The sequence below is a fragment of the Serratia proteamaculans genome, assembly GCF_008830365.1.
Taxonomy (GTDB): Bacteria; Pseudomonadota; Gammaproteobacteria; order Enterobacterales; family Enterobacteriaceae; genus Serratia; species Serratia proteamaculans.
On the sequence record NZ_WBKI01000001.1, the window covers coordinates 1,756,885 to 1,774,276 of the forward strand.

At 57.8% G+C, this 17,392-nt stretch carries 16 protein-coding genes; 4 read left to right on the plus strand and 12 right to left on the minus strand.

The window, feature by feature from the left end:
* The first annotated feature begins 179 nt into the window (after nucleotides 1–179).
* Complete coding sequence (gene pepT / locus F8R23_RS08265) at nucleotides 180–1,412, plus strand: peptidase T (protein ID WP_129936578.1); 1,233 nt, start codon at nucleotides 180–182, stop codon at nucleotides 1,410–1,412.
* A gap of 45 nt (nucleotides 1,413–1,457) precedes the next feature.
* Here the strand turns inward: pepT and F8R23_RS08270 are convergent, their stop codons facing one another.
* On the minus strand, nucleotides 1,458–2,570 hold the full coding sequence (locus tag F8R23_RS08270; RefSeq protein WP_129936579.1) for an SLC13 family permease: 1,113 nt from the start codon (nucleotides 2,568–2,570) through the stop codon (nucleotides 1,458–1,460).
* Between the two features lie 155 nt (nucleotides 2,571–2,725).
* Between F8R23_RS08270 and apbE the strand changes: the two genes are divergently transcribed.
* The gene (gene apbE / locus F8R23_RS08275; RefSeq protein WP_129936580.1) at nucleotides 2,726–3,757 is read left to right on the plus strand and encodes an FAD:protein FMN transferase ApbE; all 1,032 of its coding nucleotides are present in this window, start codon (nucleotides 2,726–2,728) and stop codon (nucleotides 3,755–3,757) included.
* A 206-nt stretch (nucleotides 3,758–3,963) separates the two neighbouring features.
* Here apbE and F8R23_RS08280 read toward each other — a convergent pair whose 3' ends face one another.
* The 5 genes from F8R23_RS08280 to F8R23_RS08300 form a co-directional block, all read right to left on the minus strand.
* A complete protein-coding gene (locus tag F8R23_RS08280; RefSeq protein WP_129936581.1) occupies nucleotides 3,964–7,083 on the minus strand; it encodes an efflux RND transporter permease subunit in 3,120 nt (1,039 codons plus the stop codon).
* Nucleotides 7,080–8,531, minus strand: coding sequence for an efflux RND transporter periplasmic adaptor subunit (locus F8R23_RS08285; protein WP_129936582.1), 1,452 nt, complete (start codon nucleotides 8,529–8,531; stop codon nucleotides 7,080–7,082). The genes F8R23_RS08280 and F8R23_RS08285 overlap by 4 nt, the downstream gene beginning before the upstream one ends.
* Nucleotides 8,528–9,787 carry a TolC family protein gene (locus F8R23_RS08290; RefSeq protein ID WP_151415471.1) on the minus strand — a complete coding sequence of 420 codons (1,260 nt, stop codon included), beginning with the start codon at nucleotides 9,785–9,787 and terminating at the stop codon, nucleotides 8,528–8,530. Before F8R23_RS08290 ends, F8R23_RS08285 begins: the two co-directional genes overlap by 4 nt.
* 10 nt (nucleotides 9,788–9,797) lie before the next feature.
* Nucleotides 9,798–10,121 (minus strand): copper-binding protein, encoded by a 324-nt coding sequence (locus tag F8R23_RS08295; RefSeq protein ID WP_151415472.1) that lies wholly within the window; start codon nucleotides 10,119–10,121, stop codon nucleotides 9,798–9,800.
* 68 nt (nucleotides 10,122–10,189) lie between these two features.
* The gene (locus F8R23_RS08300) at nucleotides 10,190–10,612 is read right to left on the minus strand and encodes a hypothetical protein (protein WP_099065663.1); all 423 of its coding nucleotides are present in this window, start codon (nucleotides 10,610–10,612) and stop codon (nucleotides 10,190–10,192) included.
* Between F8R23_RS08300 and F8R23_RS08305 the strand changes: the two genes are divergently transcribed.
* Complete coding sequence (locus F8R23_RS08305) at nucleotides 10,593–10,829, plus strand: hypothetical protein (RefSeq protein ID WP_129936585.1); 237 nt, start codon at nucleotides 10,593–10,595, stop codon at nucleotides 10,827–10,829. The two genes, F8R23_RS08300 and F8R23_RS08305, sit on opposite strands and share 20 nt — an antisense overlap.
* Here the strand turns inward: F8R23_RS08305 and F8R23_RS08310 are convergent.
* Together F8R23_RS08310 and fabB are read right to left on the minus strand one after the other, a co-directional pair.
* Nucleotides 10,818–11,039 (minus strand): putative periplasmic lipoprotein, encoded by a 222-nt coding sequence (locus tag F8R23_RS08310; protein WP_004947462.1) that lies wholly within the window; start codon nucleotides 11,037–11,039, stop codon nucleotides 10,818–10,820. The genes F8R23_RS08305 and F8R23_RS08310 overlap by 12 nt on opposite strands.
* Before the next feature lie 209 nt (nucleotides 11,040–11,248).
* Nucleotides 11,249–12,463 (minus strand): beta-ketoacyl-ACP synthase I, encoded by a 1,215-nt coding sequence (gene fabB / locus F8R23_RS08315; RefSeq protein WP_012146081.1) that lies wholly within the window; start codon nucleotides 12,461–12,463, stop codon nucleotides 11,249–11,251.
* Between the two features lie 170 nt (nucleotides 12,464–12,633).
* On the opposite strand from fabB, the gene mnmC reads away from it, so the two are divergent.
* Nucleotides 12,634–14,655 carry a bifunctional tRNA (5-methylaminomethyl-2-thiouridine)(34)-methyltransferase MnmC2/FAD-dependent 5-carboxymethylaminomethyl-2-thiouridine(34) oxidoreductase MnmC1 gene (gene mnmC / locus F8R23_RS08320; RefSeq protein WP_151415473.1) on the plus strand — a complete coding sequence of 674 codons (2,022 nt, stop codon included), beginning with the start codon at nucleotides 12,634–12,636 and terminating at the stop codon, nucleotides 14,653–14,655.
* Nucleotides 14,656–14,699: 44 nt separating this feature from the next.
* On the opposite strand, the gene F8R23_RS08325 is transcribed toward mnmC, so the two are convergent.
* The 4 genes from F8R23_RS08325 to mepA form a co-directional block, all read right to left on the minus strand.
* On the minus strand, nucleotides 14,700–14,981 hold the full coding sequence (locus F8R23_RS08325; protein ID WP_129936587.1) for a YfcL family protein: 282 nt from the start codon (nucleotides 14,979–14,981) through the stop codon (nucleotides 14,700–14,702).
* A 31-nt stretch (nucleotides 14,982–15,012) separates the two neighbouring features.
* Nucleotides 15,013–15,570, minus strand: a complete 558-nt coding sequence (locus tag F8R23_RS08330) for an elongation factor P hydroxylase (RefSeq protein ID WP_129936588.1) — start codon at nucleotides 15,568–15,570, stop codon at nucleotides 15,013–15,015.
* A gap of 63 nt (nucleotides 15,571–15,633) precedes the next feature.
* A complete protein-coding gene (locus tag F8R23_RS08335) occupies nucleotides 15,634–16,434 on the minus strand; it encodes a sulfite exporter TauE/SafE family protein (protein ID WP_112348801.1) in 801 nt (266 codons plus the stop codon).
* A 128-nt stretch (nucleotides 16,435–16,562) separates the two neighbouring features.
* The gene (mepA, locus tag F8R23_RS08340; RefSeq protein ID WP_129936589.1) at nucleotides 16,563–17,390 is read right to left on the minus strand and encodes a penicillin-insensitive murein endopeptidase; all 828 of its coding nucleotides are present in this window, start codon (nucleotides 17,388–17,390) and stop codon (nucleotides 16,563–16,565) included.
* Nucleotides 17,391–17,392 lie beyond the last annotated feature (2 nt).

The window sequence follows — 17,392 nt, forward strand, 5'->3', positions numbered from 1 at the left end:
ACCCGCTCCCCACAGCTAACAACGATTTTGCCGCAGTTACCCGCGACTATTTCCTAGTTGTGCCGCTATTTTTTTATTCTGCGCGGCGCCTCGCATTCCGACAGTCGAAGTATTGCACCATTGGACAACCGGCTGATTTACCTTTAAAACCGATAGACCGCTTACCGAGAGGAACCCACATGACCAGCGCCATAGCCGAACAGCTCACCGAACGTTTCTTCCGCTATCTGGCGGTGACCAGCCAGAGCGATGCCGCCGTCACCACCCTGCCCAGCACGCCGGGCCAGCATGATATGGCCAAGCTACTGGCCGCCGAACTGCGCCAGTTGGGGATGAAAGACGTGCAAATTGATGAGCACGCCACCGTCACCGCACGCAAGCCCGGTAACCAGCCAGGTGCGCCGCGCATCGGTTTTATTACTCATATCGATACCGTTGACGTCGGCCTGTCAGCACATATTCATCCGCAGCGCCTGCGCTTTAGCGGCCAGGATCTGTGCCTGAACGCGGAGCATGACATCTGGCTGCGCACCGCCGAGCACCCGGAGATCCTGGCCTACCCGAATGAAGAGATTATTTTCAGCGACGGGACCAGCGTGCTCGGTGCCGATAACAAGGCCGCAGTGACGGTAGTGATGACCCTGCTGGCTAACCTGAGCGCCACCGACCGCCACGGCGATATTCTGGTGGCCTTTGTGCCGGATGAAGAAATTGGCCTGCGCGGTGCCAAGGCGCTGGATCTGGCGCGCTTTGATGTGGACTTCGCCTATACCATCGACTGCTGCGAACTGGGGGAAGTGGTGTATGAAAACTTCAACGCGGCCGCGGCGGAGATCCGCATTGAGGGAGTGACCGCTCACCCGATGTCAGCCAAGAACGTGCTGATCAACCCAATTCGCATCGCCAATGACATTATCAACCAGTTCGACAGCCAGGATACGCCGGAGCATACCGAGGGACGTGAAGGCTATTTCTGGTTCAATGACATGACGGCCAACGCCAACCTCGCCACGCTGAAAGTGTCGATCCGTGATTTTGATCTGGCGAATTTCAATGCGCGTAAAGCGCGTATTAAGCAAGTGGTGCAGCAGGTAGCGGCAAACTACCCGCGGGCCAGGGTCAATTGCAGCGTCACGGATATCTACAGCAATATCAGCAACTCTATCGGTGAAGACAAACGTGCCATCGAACTGATTTTCGGCGCACTCGCCGCCCATGGTATTCCGCCAAAGGTGATACCGATGCGCGGTGGCACCGACGGTGCGGCGTTGTCCAGCCGCGGGTTGGTGACCCCCAACTACTTTACCGGCGCGCACAATTTCCATTCACGCTTTGAGTTTCTGCCAATCAGCGCCTTTGTGAAGTCCTATCAGGTCACCCGCAGTATTTGTTTGCTTGCGGCTCGCGGTTAATTGCTGGGCCAAGGGAGAGCGGTATTTCATACAAAAATACCGCTCTTAGGCCAACAGCCAGCCAAGCAACCCACCCCACGCCAGCAGTGGCAGCGAGTAATAATGGAATTTCAGCCAGATTTTTCGCTCGCCCGCCATCCGCAGTGCAATCAGATTGGCCAGTGAGCCGATCGCCAGGCCAAAACCACCGGCATTCACCGCATAGGCCAGCAGTTGGCTGGAAGGCACATAATTGAGCAGTAAAATGGTCGCCGGCACGTTGCTGATCACCTGTGACAGGCCTATCCCCAGGGCATAAATACCGCCCTCACTTAGCCTGGCAATGTCAACAAACCAGGGCTGAACAGCCCCGAGCCGGGTGAACAACCCCACGTCGATAAACATGGCGATAAAGACAAAAATCAGGCTCCAGTCGATCTGCAGCAATACCCGGCGCGCCAGCAGTAAAAAACCGGCGAATACCGCCAACAGGCCGTACAACGGCAGGTCAATATCCAGACACAGCAGAAAAATCACGTACAACGCCACACAACTCAGCAACAGGCGTCGCTGATAAGGGTAGCCTTCGGTGTGCGGGGCCTTAACGATATCCCGCGCCGGGAAACTGAACCAGGTCAACAGCAGCAGGCTGGCCAGCATCACCACACCAAAGGGTGCCATCTGGGCAATGAAACCCAGGAAGGACAACGAGGATTTACTCCACAGCAAAATGTTCTGCGGATTGCCAATCGGCGTCAGCAGCGAGCCGGCATTGACCGCCAGCGCCTGGAAGATAATCAGTCGACTAATCGGCAGCGAAGACAGTTTTTTCAGCGTGATGGTCAGCGGAATGACAATAAACAGTGCCACGTCGTTGGTCAGGAATGACGACAACAGCGCGGCAGAAAACACCAAAAACAACGCCAGCCGCCGTTCGCTGTGCAGCATATTGACTATCTTGCGGCCGATAAAATCAAAATAGCCGCTGACCTCAACCCCCTTGGTCAACAGCATCAGGCCCAGCAGGGTAATAATGGTTCGCCAGTCAATAAAACCGCTGAGCGCGGGCAGTGGCTGTGGATTAATGACCGCCATCAACACGCCGGCCAACAGCAGAATATGTAAAAAACGATCTTTCAGGAACGGCTGAACCAAGTGTGAAACGGCGTTTGAACTCATGTTGAGCGCTTCAAAAATCAACCAGGGGTCGGGAGCCAGAAGTTAGCCCAAGCACGACGGGAACGCCAGCAAAATGCTATTTTACCTTTAACTGCTTTTCATTCGTCGCGCTTTACTTTATTGGTAGCGCCTTTCCCAGTTTTAAAGGATTTTTTATGGCTAACGTTTTCGCCAAAGGGCTGTTGCTGAGTCTCGTGCTCGGTTTGCTGACCGCCTGTAATGACCAGAACTCCCGCCCGCAGACGGATATCGACGGCAAAACCATGGGGACCTTCTACAGCGTCAAGGTCAGCGGTGACATGGCAATCAATAAACAGCAGTTGCAACAGCAGATCGACGCCGTGCTGGAGCGGGCCAACGACGATATATCCACCTACCGCAATGATTCGGTACTGTCACGCTTTAATCAGACCCGCAGCGCCGATCCACAGCCGATCCCACGAGGTATGGCGGACATTATCCTGATGGCTCAACGCATCGGCCGCGATACTCAGGGCGCGATGAATATTACCGTCGGTCCGTTGGTCAATTTGTGGGGCTTCGGCCCGGATAAACGGGTAGTCAAGGTGCCGAGCCAGCAGCAAATAGACGCAGCGCAAAAGAATGTCGGCCTGCAGCATCTCAAACTGATCAGTGACGATCGTGGTGAGTGGCTGCAAAAAGATCTGCCGGATATGTATGTCGATCTCTCAACTCTGGGTGAAGGTTATGGCGTCGACCAGTTGGTACAACTGATGGCGCGCAACGGTATCACCAACTATCTGGTCTCGGTCGGCGGTGCGGTTTCCTCACGCGGCGTTAACGGCCAGGGCAAAGCCTGGCGGGTAGCGATCCAAAAACCAACCGACCGCGAAAATGCGGTGCAGGCCCTGGTGGATCTGCAAGGGTATGGCATCAGCACCGCCGGCAGCTACCGCAACTATTTCGAACAGGATGGGCAGCGTTATTCGCACGTGATCGATCCCACTACCGGCCGACCTATTACCCACCGTCTGGTGTCCGCCACGGTGATCGCCCCGACCGCGCTGGAAGCCGATGGTTGGGATACAGGGCTGATGGTGCTGGGAACGGAAAAAGCACTGAAACTGGCGGAGGAAAAAGGGCTGGCGGTATATTTGATCAGCAAAACCGACCAGGGATTCAGCGCCGTAATGACGCCACAGTTTAAAGCGTTTCTGGTGAAATAGTTTCTGGTTCAGTAATAAGGGGCGCAGTTCAATACCGCGCCCCTTAAACGACTGACCAAGCCCGTTATTAGGGAGAGCGTGCCGAAGGGGTCGTAACGGCCTTGGCCGTCGGAGCGCCCCTCGGTGCGCTAGGCCCGGGTATCTCGAGCTAAAAAACACTTTGTCATCAACCTCAGGGGCGCAGTTCAATACCGCGCCCCGCTCCGTCACCCTTTACGGTGCAACAGCAAATAAACCACCGGAACCACCAGCATCGACAACAAGGGTGCGCTGACCATCCCGCCAATCATCGGTGCCGCAATGCGCCGCATCACCTCAGAACCGGCACCATCGCCCCACATGATCGGTAGCAACCCAGCCATGATGGTGGCGACGGTCATCACTTTTGGCCGCACTCGCAGGACCGCCCCCTCACTGATGGCCGCCATCAGTTGTTGCTGGGTGAGCGGCTGCCCTGGCTGACGGTGTTTTTCCAACGCGTGATTCAGGTACAGCACCATAATCACGCCGAACTCCGCCGCCACCCCGGACAGGGCAATAAAGCCAACCGCCCCGGCCACCGAAAGGTTGTAGTCCAACAGGTACAGCAGCCACACGCCGCCGATCAGCGCGAAGGGCAGCGTCGCCATGATCAGCAGCGCATCGCGCACACTGCTGAAGGTGACAAACAGCAAGACGAAAATGATCGCCAGCGTCACCGGCAGCACGATTTTCAGCTGGGCGCTGGCGCGTTCCAGATATTCAAATTGCCCGGACCACCCCAATGACACCCCGGCTGGCAACTTAACCTGCTGTGCGACCGCCTGCTGCATATCTTCCACCGCCGATTTGAGATCGCGCCCGCGCAGATCGACATAAATCCAGTTGGAAAGCCGCGCATTCTCACTTTTCAACATCGGCGGCCCTTCGGTCACCCGAATGTCTGCCAACATCGACAACGGCACCTGGCCCCCGCTGGCGGTCAGAACCGGCAGCGCCTGCAGTTGTTGCACCGAATCACGGATTTCGCGTGGGTAACGCACATTGATCGGATAACGCGCCCGCCCCTCTATGGTTTCACCAATGTTTTCGCCGCCCACCAACGTCGCCACCATAGATTGCAGCTCTTTGACCGAAACGCCGTAGCGTGCCGCTCGCTGACGGTCGATATCAATATCCACGTAACGGCCGCCGGTAATACGCTCGGCCAGTGCCGAGGTAACGCCCGGAACCCGCTTCACCACCTGCTCAATCTGCCCGGAAATCCGTTCGATATCGGCCATGTTATTGCCGTTCACCTTGATACCGACCGGGCTTTTTATCCCGGTGGCCAACATATCCAGCCGATTGCGGATTGGGGGAACCCACACGTTGGCTATCCCCGGCACCTTAACCACGCTGTCCAATTCCGCCACCAGCTTGTCCATGGTCATGCCCGGTCGCCATTGGTCATGTGGCTTGAAACGAATGGTGGTTTCCAGCATGGTCAGCGGTGCCGGGTCGGTAGCGGTTTCCGCCCGCCCCGCCTTGCCGAATACCGTCGCCACTTCCGGCACGGTTTTGATCAACCGGTCGGTCAGTTGCAGCAGCCTGCTGGCTTCGCGTGCCGACATGCCCGGCAATGACGATGGCATATACAACAGATCGCCTTCATCGAGCTGCGGCATAAATTCACTGCCCAGGCGGCTGAGCGGATACAAGGTTAACAACAGCAGCAGCAACGAAACCCCGAGCGTGGTTTTCGGCCTTGCCAACACCGCCGCCAGCACCGGCTGGTACAGACGGATCAGCCAACGGTTGATTGGGTTGGCATGCTCGTCGGGAATGCGACCACGAATGAAGTAGCCCATCAACACCGGCACCAGCGTAATTCCCAGCCCGGCCGCCACCGCCATGGCGTAGGTCTTGGTGTAGGCCAGCGGAGAGAACATCCGCCCTTCCTGCGCCTGCAGGGTGAAGACCGGAATGAAGGACAACGTGATGATCAGCAGACTGCAAAACAGCGCCGGTCCCACCTCCACCGCCGCCTGCTCCGAAATGCGCCAATAATCTGCCGACGTCGGTTGTTGCCCAGGGTGGCGTTGTCGCCACTGCTCCAGCACCTTATGCATGTTCTCGATCATGACGATCGCCGCATCTACCATCGCCCCTATCGCGATGGCGATCCCGCCCAACGACATGATGTTGGCGTTCACCCCCTGATAATGCATCACCACAAAGGCACCGAGAATGCCGAGTGGCAGCGTGATCATCGCCACCAGTGCCGAGCGGAAATGGAACAGGAACAAGGTGCAGACCAGAGCCACCACGATAAACTCTTCCAGCAGCTTGTGGGACAAGGTTTCGATGGCATGCTCGATCAACTGAGAGCGGTCGTAAACCGTGACGATTTCCACCCCCGGCGGCAAGGTCTGCTGAATATCCTGTAGCTTCACCTTCAGCGCATTGATGGTTTCCAGCGCATTTTTACCGTAGCGCATCACCACAATGCCGCCTGCCGCTTCCCCTTCCCCGTTCAACTCCGCCACGCCACGGCGGATCTCCGGCCCTTCACGCAGCGTCGCCACCTGTGACAGCAGGATAGGCACACCGTCGCGCACGGTGATCACCACGTTGGCAAAATCACTCAGCTTTTTCAGGTAGCCCGAGGTGCGCACCATATATTCCGCTTCGCCCATTTCCAGCAGCGCCCCGCCGCCTTCCTGATTGGCATCCTGGATGGCCGTCACCACCTGTTGATGAGTGATATTCAGCGCACGCAGACTTTGCGGATCCAGCACCACCTGATACTGGCGCACCATGCCGCCCACGCTGGCTACCTCCGCCACGTTGGGGACGGTTTTAAGCTCAAACTTCAGCGTCCAGTCTTGCAGCGCGCGCAGGTCGGCCAGGCTGTGTTTGCCGCTTTTATCCACCAGAGCATATTCATACACCCAACCCACACCGGTAGCATCCGGCCCCAGCGCCACCTTCACCTGTTCAGGCAATGAAGATTGCACCTGGCTCAACGACTCCAGCACCCGTGAACGCGCCCAGTAAAGATCGGTGCCATCCTCAAACAGCACGTAGACGTAGGCGTCGCCAAACATGGAAAAGCCCCGCACCGTTTTAGCCCCCGGCACCGTCAACAAGGTAGTGGTCAGCGGATAGGTAACCTGATCTTCAATCACCTGCGGTGCCTTGCCTGGGTAAGTGGCACGGACGATCACCTGCACGTCAGACAAGTCCGGCAGTGCATCCAGCGGTGCTTTCTGCAAAGCCCAAACACCCCAGCCGGCCAACAACACCGAAGCCAGTAGCACCAGCAGCCGATTACGCAGCGACCAGCGGATCACTAATGCAATCATAAGTGACCTCCGTGTTCAGCACTCGCCGACAGGACCTGGCTGATATGCGAACCGCTGTCGTCGACGCTAAAGCGGATTTTCACCCGGTCGCCTGGCTTGATGCCTGCCGGTAATCCTCCCGGCGGCAAAGCAAAATCCATGGTCATCGCCGGCCACTGCAATTCCGGCACCGGCCCGTGTAACAACGTTATGCTGTCGCCATTCAGCGCCTTAATCACTCCCTCGGCCTGATACTGCTTAACCTCGGTTTCCGCCGCCATCTGCGGCAAAGCACTGCGCATGCTGGCCTCGGAGTCAATCAGGAACTGACCGGAGGTCACGACCTGCTGCCCGGCGTTCAGCCCACGTTTGATTTCGACCCAGCCGTCCTGGGCGCGCCCAGCCACCACCTCAACCGGCGTGAAATGACCATTACCTTCGGCGATCAATACCCGATTACGATCGCCACTGCCAATCAGTGCCTCCTGCGGGATTGCCAGCACCGGTTGACCGACGCGGCCCTGCGACAGCGTCAGTTGCAGGTACATGCCCGGCCGCAGCTTTTGCTGAGGATTTTTCAACAGGATCCGCGCTTTAAAAGTTCGGGTCAGCGGATCGACATTAGCCAACAGTTCGCTCACCTCGCCTTCAAAGCGCTCTCCCGGCCAACTGGCGGAGTTGGCCTGCACCCTGTCCCCCACTTTCAGCAACCCGGCTTGCGCCTGCGGATAATCAGCCACGATCCACACCGGATCGAGACGGGCAAGTTCAAACAGCCCCTGCGCCGCGGTCACCTGTGCACCTTCGAGCACGCTGAGTTTGTTCACATAACCGCTTTCCGGCGCCACTATCGTAATGCGAGGCTCGGGTTTACCCGTGCGCTCTACCTGCCGAATCACCGCTTCAGGCATAAACAGCAGCTGCAACCGCTGGCGTGCGGCGGCGGTCAACGCACGGTCACCCAGTTGGCGTATCGCCAGATACTCCTGCTGCGCCGCACTCCAGTCCGGGATCCACAACTGTGCCAGCGCTTCGCCTTTTTTCACCTGCTGCTGGCTGGCACGGACATAGAGTTTTTCCACCAGCCCATTGGCGCGGGCGGCAATGATCTGTACCCCACGTTCATCGGTGGCCACGCTGCCAAAAGCGTTAAGCTGCGGATCCAGCGGACGCAACTGGGCGGTTTCGATACGTACCCCCAGGTTCTGCTGCTGGCGTGCGCTGATGGTCACACCGCCCTCGGTCTTCGCCTCATCGGCATAGCGCGGCACCAGTTGCATATCCATAAAAGGCGATTTCCCCGGCTTATCAAAGCGCTGGGCAGGCATCATCGGATCGTACCAATACAGTACCTGCCGTTCACTTTTGTCCACCTGCGGTGCGGTTTCACCCGACGCGCCAAACCAGTATCCGGCCAGCCCAGCGCCGATTAACGCCGCTAACAGCGCCAGCTTAAATGGCATTTTCATTGCATCGACTCCTGAGGGGTGAGGTAGCGGATAGCGGCCCAAATCTGCGCCAGTCCGCGAGCGGCCTTACCGGCGCTGAGACGGCTGTCGAGCAGCGCCCGTCTTGCTTCCAACACCGCAGACAAGTCGCTTTTACCGCTGCGATATTGCGCCAACAGCAAGCTCACTCGCTGTTGCTGCAGGGGGATCGCCTGTTGTTGCTGACGCTGCCATTGCGCCTGCGCCGCCTGATACTGTGCCAACAGCGTGTCGAGCTGCGCCTGATGATCGCGGATCAGCAACGTCAGCCGATCGTTGGCCTCCATGTTGCGAGACACATCAGCGGCGTAGTTCTTGTCCTGCAGTTGCGAGCGGAACAGCGGCAGATCGACGGTAAACATCACCCCAGCCAGATCTTCGTAATCATCGGCACGCTTGCCGTAATAGACCTCTACGCCGACGTCCGGTATCGCCGCCACCTCCGACTGCGCCGAACGCGCCTTGGCTACGTCGGCCTCACGGCTGGCCTGCAGCACTTCGGGATGCTGCCTGATCGCCTGTCGTAAGACGTCACTGTCGGCCGGCAAACGTTCAAAGCGCGGCAGGGTTCCGGCGGTATCCGTCGCCGCCAGACCGGTCAGTTGTGTCAGGCGTGCCTGCGCCACCGCGACGTCACGCTGCGCCTCACTGATACGGTCCTGCATGGCCAACAGCGTCAGTCTGGCATCCAGCACGCCGCTGGCAGGAGTACCGCCACCGGCCACACCGGCATGCTGAGTGGCAATTTGACGCTCACTCTCCGTGACCAGAGCAGTAGCATCGCGCAAGGTTTGCCGACTCAGTGCCAGTTCCAGCCATGCCTGCGCGGTTTGCTGCTGCAGACGGGTTCGGATGGTGGCACTGCCGGCGTCCGTCTGGCTGGCTTCGGCGCGCAGGGTATCCGCTTTACGTTGGCGTTTGATACTGCTGACGTAATCCTGCATGATGCCAACCCGCCCCATCGTCATGCCTTCACGGGTGAAGCGTCGGGCGTTTCCACCCTGCACCGGCACGTTTTCAATACCGAACTTCAGCTTGGGATCGGGCAATTGCATCGCCGAATCCGCCATGTTCTCCAGGGCATTCACCTGATGTCGATTGGCCGAAAGTTCCGCCGAATAGCGTTCAGCTGCCGTCAACGATTGTTGCAGCGTCAGTTCCGCTGCCAGGCTGGCCGGTGCCCAACAGGCAAGCAGCAGCCAGCCCACCCGTAAAGGGTGAGAAAGGATAATGGTCATGACGCCTCCGTTATTGCCGAGCGGTTGCGATAGCAATCAGCCGGTAACCGCCATCGACCGGCAGGAAGCTGAAATCAACCGCCGTTCCCACAGGCAGTGCAGTGAGCAATGGCGATGAAGGGAGCTGGAAACTCATGGTCATGGGCGGCCAGTTGAGCGCCGTAATGGCCCGGTGTGCGATGGACACCTTTCGCTCATCCCAGGCTTTGATCACGCCCTGGCTATGGATTTCGACGGTAGGTGTTACGGCAGAATGCTGCATCGCCATATCGGCGGCGCTGGCGACAGAGGAGAAAAGCAGGGTGATCAGTACAGCGGCAAATAAATTACGCATAACGGGTACTCCATTAAATAGTTAACAAACGCGGGTGGCCGTCAGGGACGGCAAAGCGGTTGTCAGAGCTATTCACGGAACCGGCAGAAAACTATCTCTGTCGGCGGGCCTGTTATCGGGGGTGTTTGCCAGGTATTAACCGGGATAGAAAGTGACGGGGAAGGCGCAATAACGGCCCATTCGCTGCTGATCGGCAAGGCGGCTAACGTCAGGTTGGCGTGGTCTTGTTGGGCTGACTCAGGGACACAATGTTTCTCGCACAGCGGCCCCTGGGTTTGCATCTGTTCCGACGACGGCAGGCTGTTTTGCATATGCATCATATGCTGGGCCATCGGCGCCTCGCCGCTGAACTGCAGGTTACAATTATGGCTGGCCAGCGCCAGTTGGCTATTCAACAGCAGCCAGCAGACGACCAATAACCATGCGCCAGCCCGCTTTTTAGCAAAGCGCAGACGGTGCATGGATAAAGAGATGGACGCCAAAGCCGACATCAGGTCATTCCAGAGCGGGAGATGGCGGAAGTATATCGACCAAGTGCTTGCGCAGGAATGGAATTTACACCCGCTGACAAAGCGGCATTCACCGGCGAAGTGGAAATTAAAATTCTTTGATATCAATCAACCGGTGGCGTCTCAGCCAAAGAAAAAGCCCAGCGCGGAGGCTGGGCTTGATACGGAGATATTCACCGACGGAGGGTTATTTGGTTAACGCGATAATACCCAGCGTCAGACCGGCAACCGCCGCCGCACCACCGGCGATGGCGCCTGCGGTTTCCCAGTTATCCTGAGTGGTGCCTTTCATACAGGTGTTGGTGTGCACCAGACGCCCCTGATCGTCATAAACCGGGACACAAGGTGACTCAGTCGCGCACCCAGCCAGAAATACCGACAGCAGCCCAACCGCAATTAACTTTTTCATACTTTTGCCTCAATGTTCGATCACTCTGAAATGCGACGCCGAGTGATATTCGCGCTATTGAGCCATTGTATGCGCAAAAGGCTGAACGAAGCGTTAATGATCCGTCAGAAGATGTAATTTGGGATAACTCCGAACGGCCCCCGGTAAGATCTGCAGGCAGTAAAAAGCCCGCGAAAACGCGGGCTTGATCGACAACCTTGAGGCCGGAATTACTTCTGCAGTTTACGCATGACCAACGTGGCGTTGGTGCCGCCGAAACCGAAACTGTTGGACATCACGGTAGTCAGCTCACGTTGAGTCGGCTGAGTCACGATGTTCATACCTGCGGCTTTCTCATCCAGGTTTTCGATGTTGATGCTCGGCGCAATAAAGCCGTGCTCAACCATCAACAGGCTGTAGATCGCTTCCTGCACGCCGGCGGCGCCCAGTGAGTGACCGGTCATGGCCTTGGTGGAGGAGATTGCCGGGGTGTTGTCGCCAAACACTTCACGGATAGCGCCCAGTTCTTTCACATCGCCAACCGGCGTGGAAGTCCCGTGCACGTTCATGTAGTCGATTGGGGTATCAACGCCCTGCATTGCCATCTTCATGCAACGCACTGCACCTTCGCCTGATGGTGCAACCATGTCTGCACCGTCAGAGGTCGCACCGTAGCCGATGATCTCGGCATAGATGTGTGCGCCACGCGCCAGAGCGTGTTCCAGCTCTTCTACTACCACCATACCGCCGCCGCCAGCGATGACGAAACCGTCACGCGCTGCGTCGTAAGTACGGGAAGCTTTTTCCGGGGTGTCGTTGTAGCTGGTGGACAGTGCGCCCATCGCATCGAACTCACAGGCCATTTCCCAGCACAGTTCTTCACCACCGCCGGCAAAGACGACGTCCTGCTTGCCCAGTTGGATCAGTTCAACCGCGTGGCCAATGCAGTGTGCAGAGGTGGCGCAGGCAGAGCTGATGGAATAGTTAACGCCACGAATTTTGAACGGGGTTGCCAGGCAGGCGGAAACGCCTGAAGCCATAGCCTTGGTCACCATGTACGGGCCAACGCCGCGCAGGCCTTTGGCACGCATGCCGTCAGATCCAGCAACCTGGTTGCGTGGAGAGCCGCCACCTGAGCCAACAACCAGACCGGTGCGATCGTTGGAAACCTGATCGGCAGCCAGACCTGAGTCTTTGATGGCTTCTTCCATGGAAAGATAGGCATAAACGGACGCATCGCTCATAAAGCGCATCACTTTACGGTCGATCAGACCGGTGGTGTCCAGTTTAACATCGCCCCATACGTGACTACGCATGCCGGAATCTTTAAGCTCCTGGGAGAAAGTGATCCCAGAACGTCCTTCCTGCAGGCTCGCCAGGACCTCCTGCTGGTTGTTACCAATGCTGGAGACGATTCCCAGGCCAGTAATCACTGCACGTTTCATTCAGTACCTCTTCCACAATTTTACATTCGGGATTTTGCATCGCACTTTAGCGTACAGATGTACGCCGAACAAGTCCGATCAGCGTTTTTCAGCTTTATTCTTATCCAGTTTGCGCCATAGCGCCAGCGCCGTTAGAATCCCGTCACCCCTTGAGTTACGAGCAACTAACCGTGAGCCACGCCCCGATCCAAACCGCAGCGTTATCCTGGAATGAACAGGGTACACCTGTTTCGAAACAGTTTGATGACGTCTACTTTTCTAATCAGGATGGGCTGGAAGAAACCCGCTACGTGTTTCTCAAGGGCAACCGACTGCCACTGCGTTTTGCCGAACACCCTCGCCCGCTGTTTATCGTCGCGGAAACCGGCTTCGGCACCGGACTTAATTTTTTAACCCTGTGGCAGGCCTTTACCGGCTTTCGTGCAACCACGCCGAACGCCACGCTGCAGCGGCTGCACTTTATCAGCTTTGAAAAATTCCCGCTGCTGCAGGCCGATCTGGCGGCGGCACATGCGCGTTGGCCGGAGCTGGCCCCCTATGCCGATGAGCTACGGGCCCAATGGCCGTTACCGCTGCCGGGCTGCCACCGCCTTCTGCTGGCGGAAGGCCGTATTACGCTCGACCTGTGGTTTGGCGACGTGAATACGCTGCTGCCACACTTTGACGCCAGTATGAACCGCCAAATCGACGCCTGGTTCCTCGACGGGTTCGCCCCGTCGAAAAATCCGGACATGTGGACCGAACAGCTGTTCGCCGCCATGGCACGTTTTGCCCGGCCGGGGGGCAGCCTTGCCACCTTTACCGCCGCCGGCTTCGTGCGTCGCGGGCTTCAGCAGGCCGGATTTGAGGTCATCAAGAGCAAAGGTTTCGGTCAGAAACGTGAAATGCTGATTGGCGAACTGCCTGCCGATGCGCCCGTGATCGCCCATCCCACCCCCTGGTTGTTGCGCCCGGCGGCGGAGCATACCGACGATATCGCCATCATCGGCGGCGGTGTTGCCAGTGCCTTGACCGCCCTCGCCCTGTTGCGACGGGGTGCGAAGGTCACGCTGTACTGTGCCGATCCGCAATCGGCCGAAGGAGCATCCGGCAACCGTCAGGGCGCGCTCTACCCGTTGTTGAACGGCCGGGGTGATGCACTGGAAAACTTCTTCAGCGCCGCCTTCCTGTTTGCCCGCCGTCAGTACGATGCGTTGGTTCAACAGGGCGTGGCGTTCGATCACCAATGGTGCGGCGTCAGTCAGTTAGCTTTTGATGAGAAGAGCGCCGGGAAGATTGCCAACATGCTGGCGGTTGAATGGCCGCAGGAACTGGCCACGGCGGCCGATCGCACCACGCTCAGCGCCCTGTGCGGCATTGACAGCGGTTTTGGCGGCATTAACTACCCTCAGGGCGGTTGGCTGTGCCCGGCCGAGCTGACGCGCAGTGCAATTGCCCTGGCGCAAGGTCAGGGGCTGAGCTGTCAGTATCAATCTGATGTCCGCGCTCTGACCGCCACCGACAGCGGCTGGCAGCTCAGCTTCAGTCAGGGTGAACCCCAACAGCATGCGACGGTGATCCTGGCCAGTGGCCATCGGCTTGGCGAATTGGCGCAAAGCGAAGCGATGCCAGTTTATGCGGTGCGCGGTCAGGTCTCCCATATCCCCACCACCCCGGTGCTGAGTGAGTTGAAACAGGTGCTGTGTTACGACGGCTACCTTACGCCGGTCAATCCTCATAACCAGCAGCACTGTATCGGCGCCAGCTACCAGCGCGGCGAAACTGCCACCGAATACCGCGAAGAAGAACAGCAGGCCAACCGTGCCCGCCTGCTGCGCTGCCTGCCGGATCAGAGCTGGCCGCTGCAGGTAGACGTCAGCGGTCACCACGCCCGCTGCGGTGTGCGTAGCGCTACCCGCGATCATCTGCCGATGATTGGCGCAGTTCCGGACTTCCAGGCGACGCTGACCCTGTATCAGGATCTGCAACGCCAACATCAGCGCGGTGAGGCTATTGCCAATGCGCCGAGCTATCCCAATCTGTTTGTGATTGGTGCGTTAGGTTCACGTGGGTTGTGCTCGGCTCCGCTGGCGGCGGAAATTTTGGCGGCGCAGCTATTCGGTGAGCCATTACCAGGCGACTCAGAGATGTTAGCGGCGTTGAATCCGAACCGGATGTGGGTAAGAAAATTACTGAAGGGGCGTGAGGTTTAATCGCCATTTTACAGGACGCTGTTGCCAGCGCCCTGTAAAGCTGATCAGGCGGTCGGCAACGCGGTTTGGTACAGGGTTTCCCACATGCCATACACCAGTACCTGGTCCGGTGGCGACAGTTCACCGGCGGCGATGGCTTTATGCAGGCTGCTTTCCACCTGCGTTTTCAGCGCTTCGGCGCTGTGTTCGCCCAGTTCTTCCACTTCGGCAACCGCCAATGTCAGATGACCGCGCAGGTAGCCACCGGCAAACAGTTCATCATCGCTGGCGTGCTCTACCATGTCATCAATCAGCGCCAAAATGCGCGCTTCAAATTCTGCGATCATCAAATTTCCTCATTAAATAACAAACTGACGGTCAGTTGAGATCTTCCGGATAGGGGAAAAGCTCAGCCGTCAGCGGTGGCGTATTGTAAAACGATTGTAACGCCTGAATAAAGCGCGCAGGTCTTGTGGGTATTCCCTGTTCCAGCAGCAACAGTACCCGTTCGCGGACTTTACGCTGGAAGGCAATGCGATCCGGCTCGCAATCACCGTTCAGGTTGTCGCAACTGACGTTGAACGGAAAACCGGCCGCCACGCAGAACATCCACTCCAGCGACTGCGGCTTGATTTCTACCGCTTCGAATTCGCTTTGGGTCTGCGCGTCGCGCCCGTCCGGGCAGTACCAGTAACCGAAGTCGACCAGTTTGCGGCGCTGCTCACCGGCAATGCACCAGTGAGAGATTTCATGCATGCCGCTGGCGTAATAGCCATGGGCAAAGACGATGCGGTGGTATGGCAACTCGTCGTCGGCCGGCAGATAGATGGGCTCATCGTCGCCCTTGACCAGCCGGGTGTTGTAATCATCACTGAAGCACTGATTAAAGATTTCAATCAGCTGTTCGTATTGATGGGTAGCCTGTGTGTCTGACATAAAAAATCCAATAACCACAAAAATAAAGCGGCAATTATTTCACTTTACCGCTCTCTTGGCATGCTAAATATGCAATGCCAGCCACTGCTGAATTTCCGTACCGTGATTGTCGTATATCAGCTTGCAGCTCATCACCAGAGAAACGATGACGATCATCGGGCGGATCAGCTTCTGTCCGCGGGTCATCACCATATGTGCCCCGAGGCGCGCCCCCAGCACCTGCCCTACCAACATCACCAGACCGATACTCCACACCACCTTGCCGCCGATGATAAACAACACCAGGCTGCCAAAATTGGAAGTGAAGTTCAGCACCTTGGCGTGAGCGGTGGATTTGGCCAGATTAAAGCCGCACAGCGTCACATAGGCCAGCGCGTAGAAGGAACCGGCACCGGGGCCAAAGAAGCCATCGTAAAAGCCTACGCAGCCACCCGCCACCAGGCCAAACGGCAAGGCGCTCAAACGGCGCTGCCGATCACTTTCTCCCAGACGCGGGGTCAGCAGAAAGTACAGGCCGATGCCGATCACCAGTAACGGCAGCATTTGCCGCAGCAGATCGGCACGCATGTGCTGCACCAGGATGGTCCCGGCGACGGAACCGATCAACGCCAACAGGATCGTCAGTTTCTGATCCTTGAGATCGACGGCTCGCCGGCGGATAAAGTACAGGCTGGCGGAGAAGGAACCGCCCACCGATTGCAGCTTGTTGGTCGCCAGCGCCTGCGCCGGGGGAACGCCCACCGCCAGCAACGCCGGCACGGTCAACAGGCCACCACCACCGGCAATCGAATCAATAAAACCCGCCAGCAATGCCACCACAAACAAAACCCCGAGCATCTCGGGGCCAACGACGAACCACTCCATTTATACCCCTCTTATTTGAAGCTGCATCTGTGTTGGTTACACTCATTCACCCGAATCACTTACTCATGTAAGCTCATCGGGATTCATTCCCTTACCGCCTTGATGCAACTCCAATTACTTTGGGTATATTATTCCGCAGCGAAATGGTTATTCAGCAAAGTCTGGCAGGTTGGCGGTAGAGGTGGCGGTACCGGTTTACCCGGTTTGGCACTTGGCTGATGCGGGACGAACCAGCTTGCCAGTTCGGCACCACAACCGTCACCCGGCGGCGGCGTATCCTGTTCTTTACACTCCAGGCTACCGGCAGGACAACGCAGACGCACATGCATGTGCGCACGATGCCCAAACCACGGCCGTACCTTGTGCAACCAGTCACGATCGGCACCGGCATCCAGACACAGACGCTGCTTGATCGCCGGATTGACGAAGATGCGCGTCACTTCCTGATCCTGCGCCGCCGCTTTGATCAAAGTTTCAATCTGCGGCTGCCACTGCCGTGCGACCACCTGCTTGCCGTCGCTGGAAACCAAATCGATCGGCTGTGGCTTCAACAGTTGTTGTGCACTCCAGCGTTGGCGCGGCAACTGTAGCCAGATGTCGACATCAAGCCCGGACTGGTGGCTGGCATGACCGCTGCTAAAGCGCCCGCCGGCCGGCATCGCCATATCGCCGATCAGCACCGTACCGAGGTTTTTTTGGTTCGCCTTGCTGCTCAGACGCTGGATAAACGCCAGCAGATCCGGGTGACCGAAATAGCGGCGTTGATCGGGACGCATCACCTGATAATCCGGCGAGTTCAGCGGCAGCGGCTGGGCGCCGATCACGCAACCATTGGCAAACCCGCCCACCGCCTGCGGCGCACCGGCCACCGGGTGATCGATTTTCTGCCACGGCGTCAACGCCATGGCAGATCCCGAAACCATCAGGGCAACGATGCCCAACATCCAGTTTTTCATGG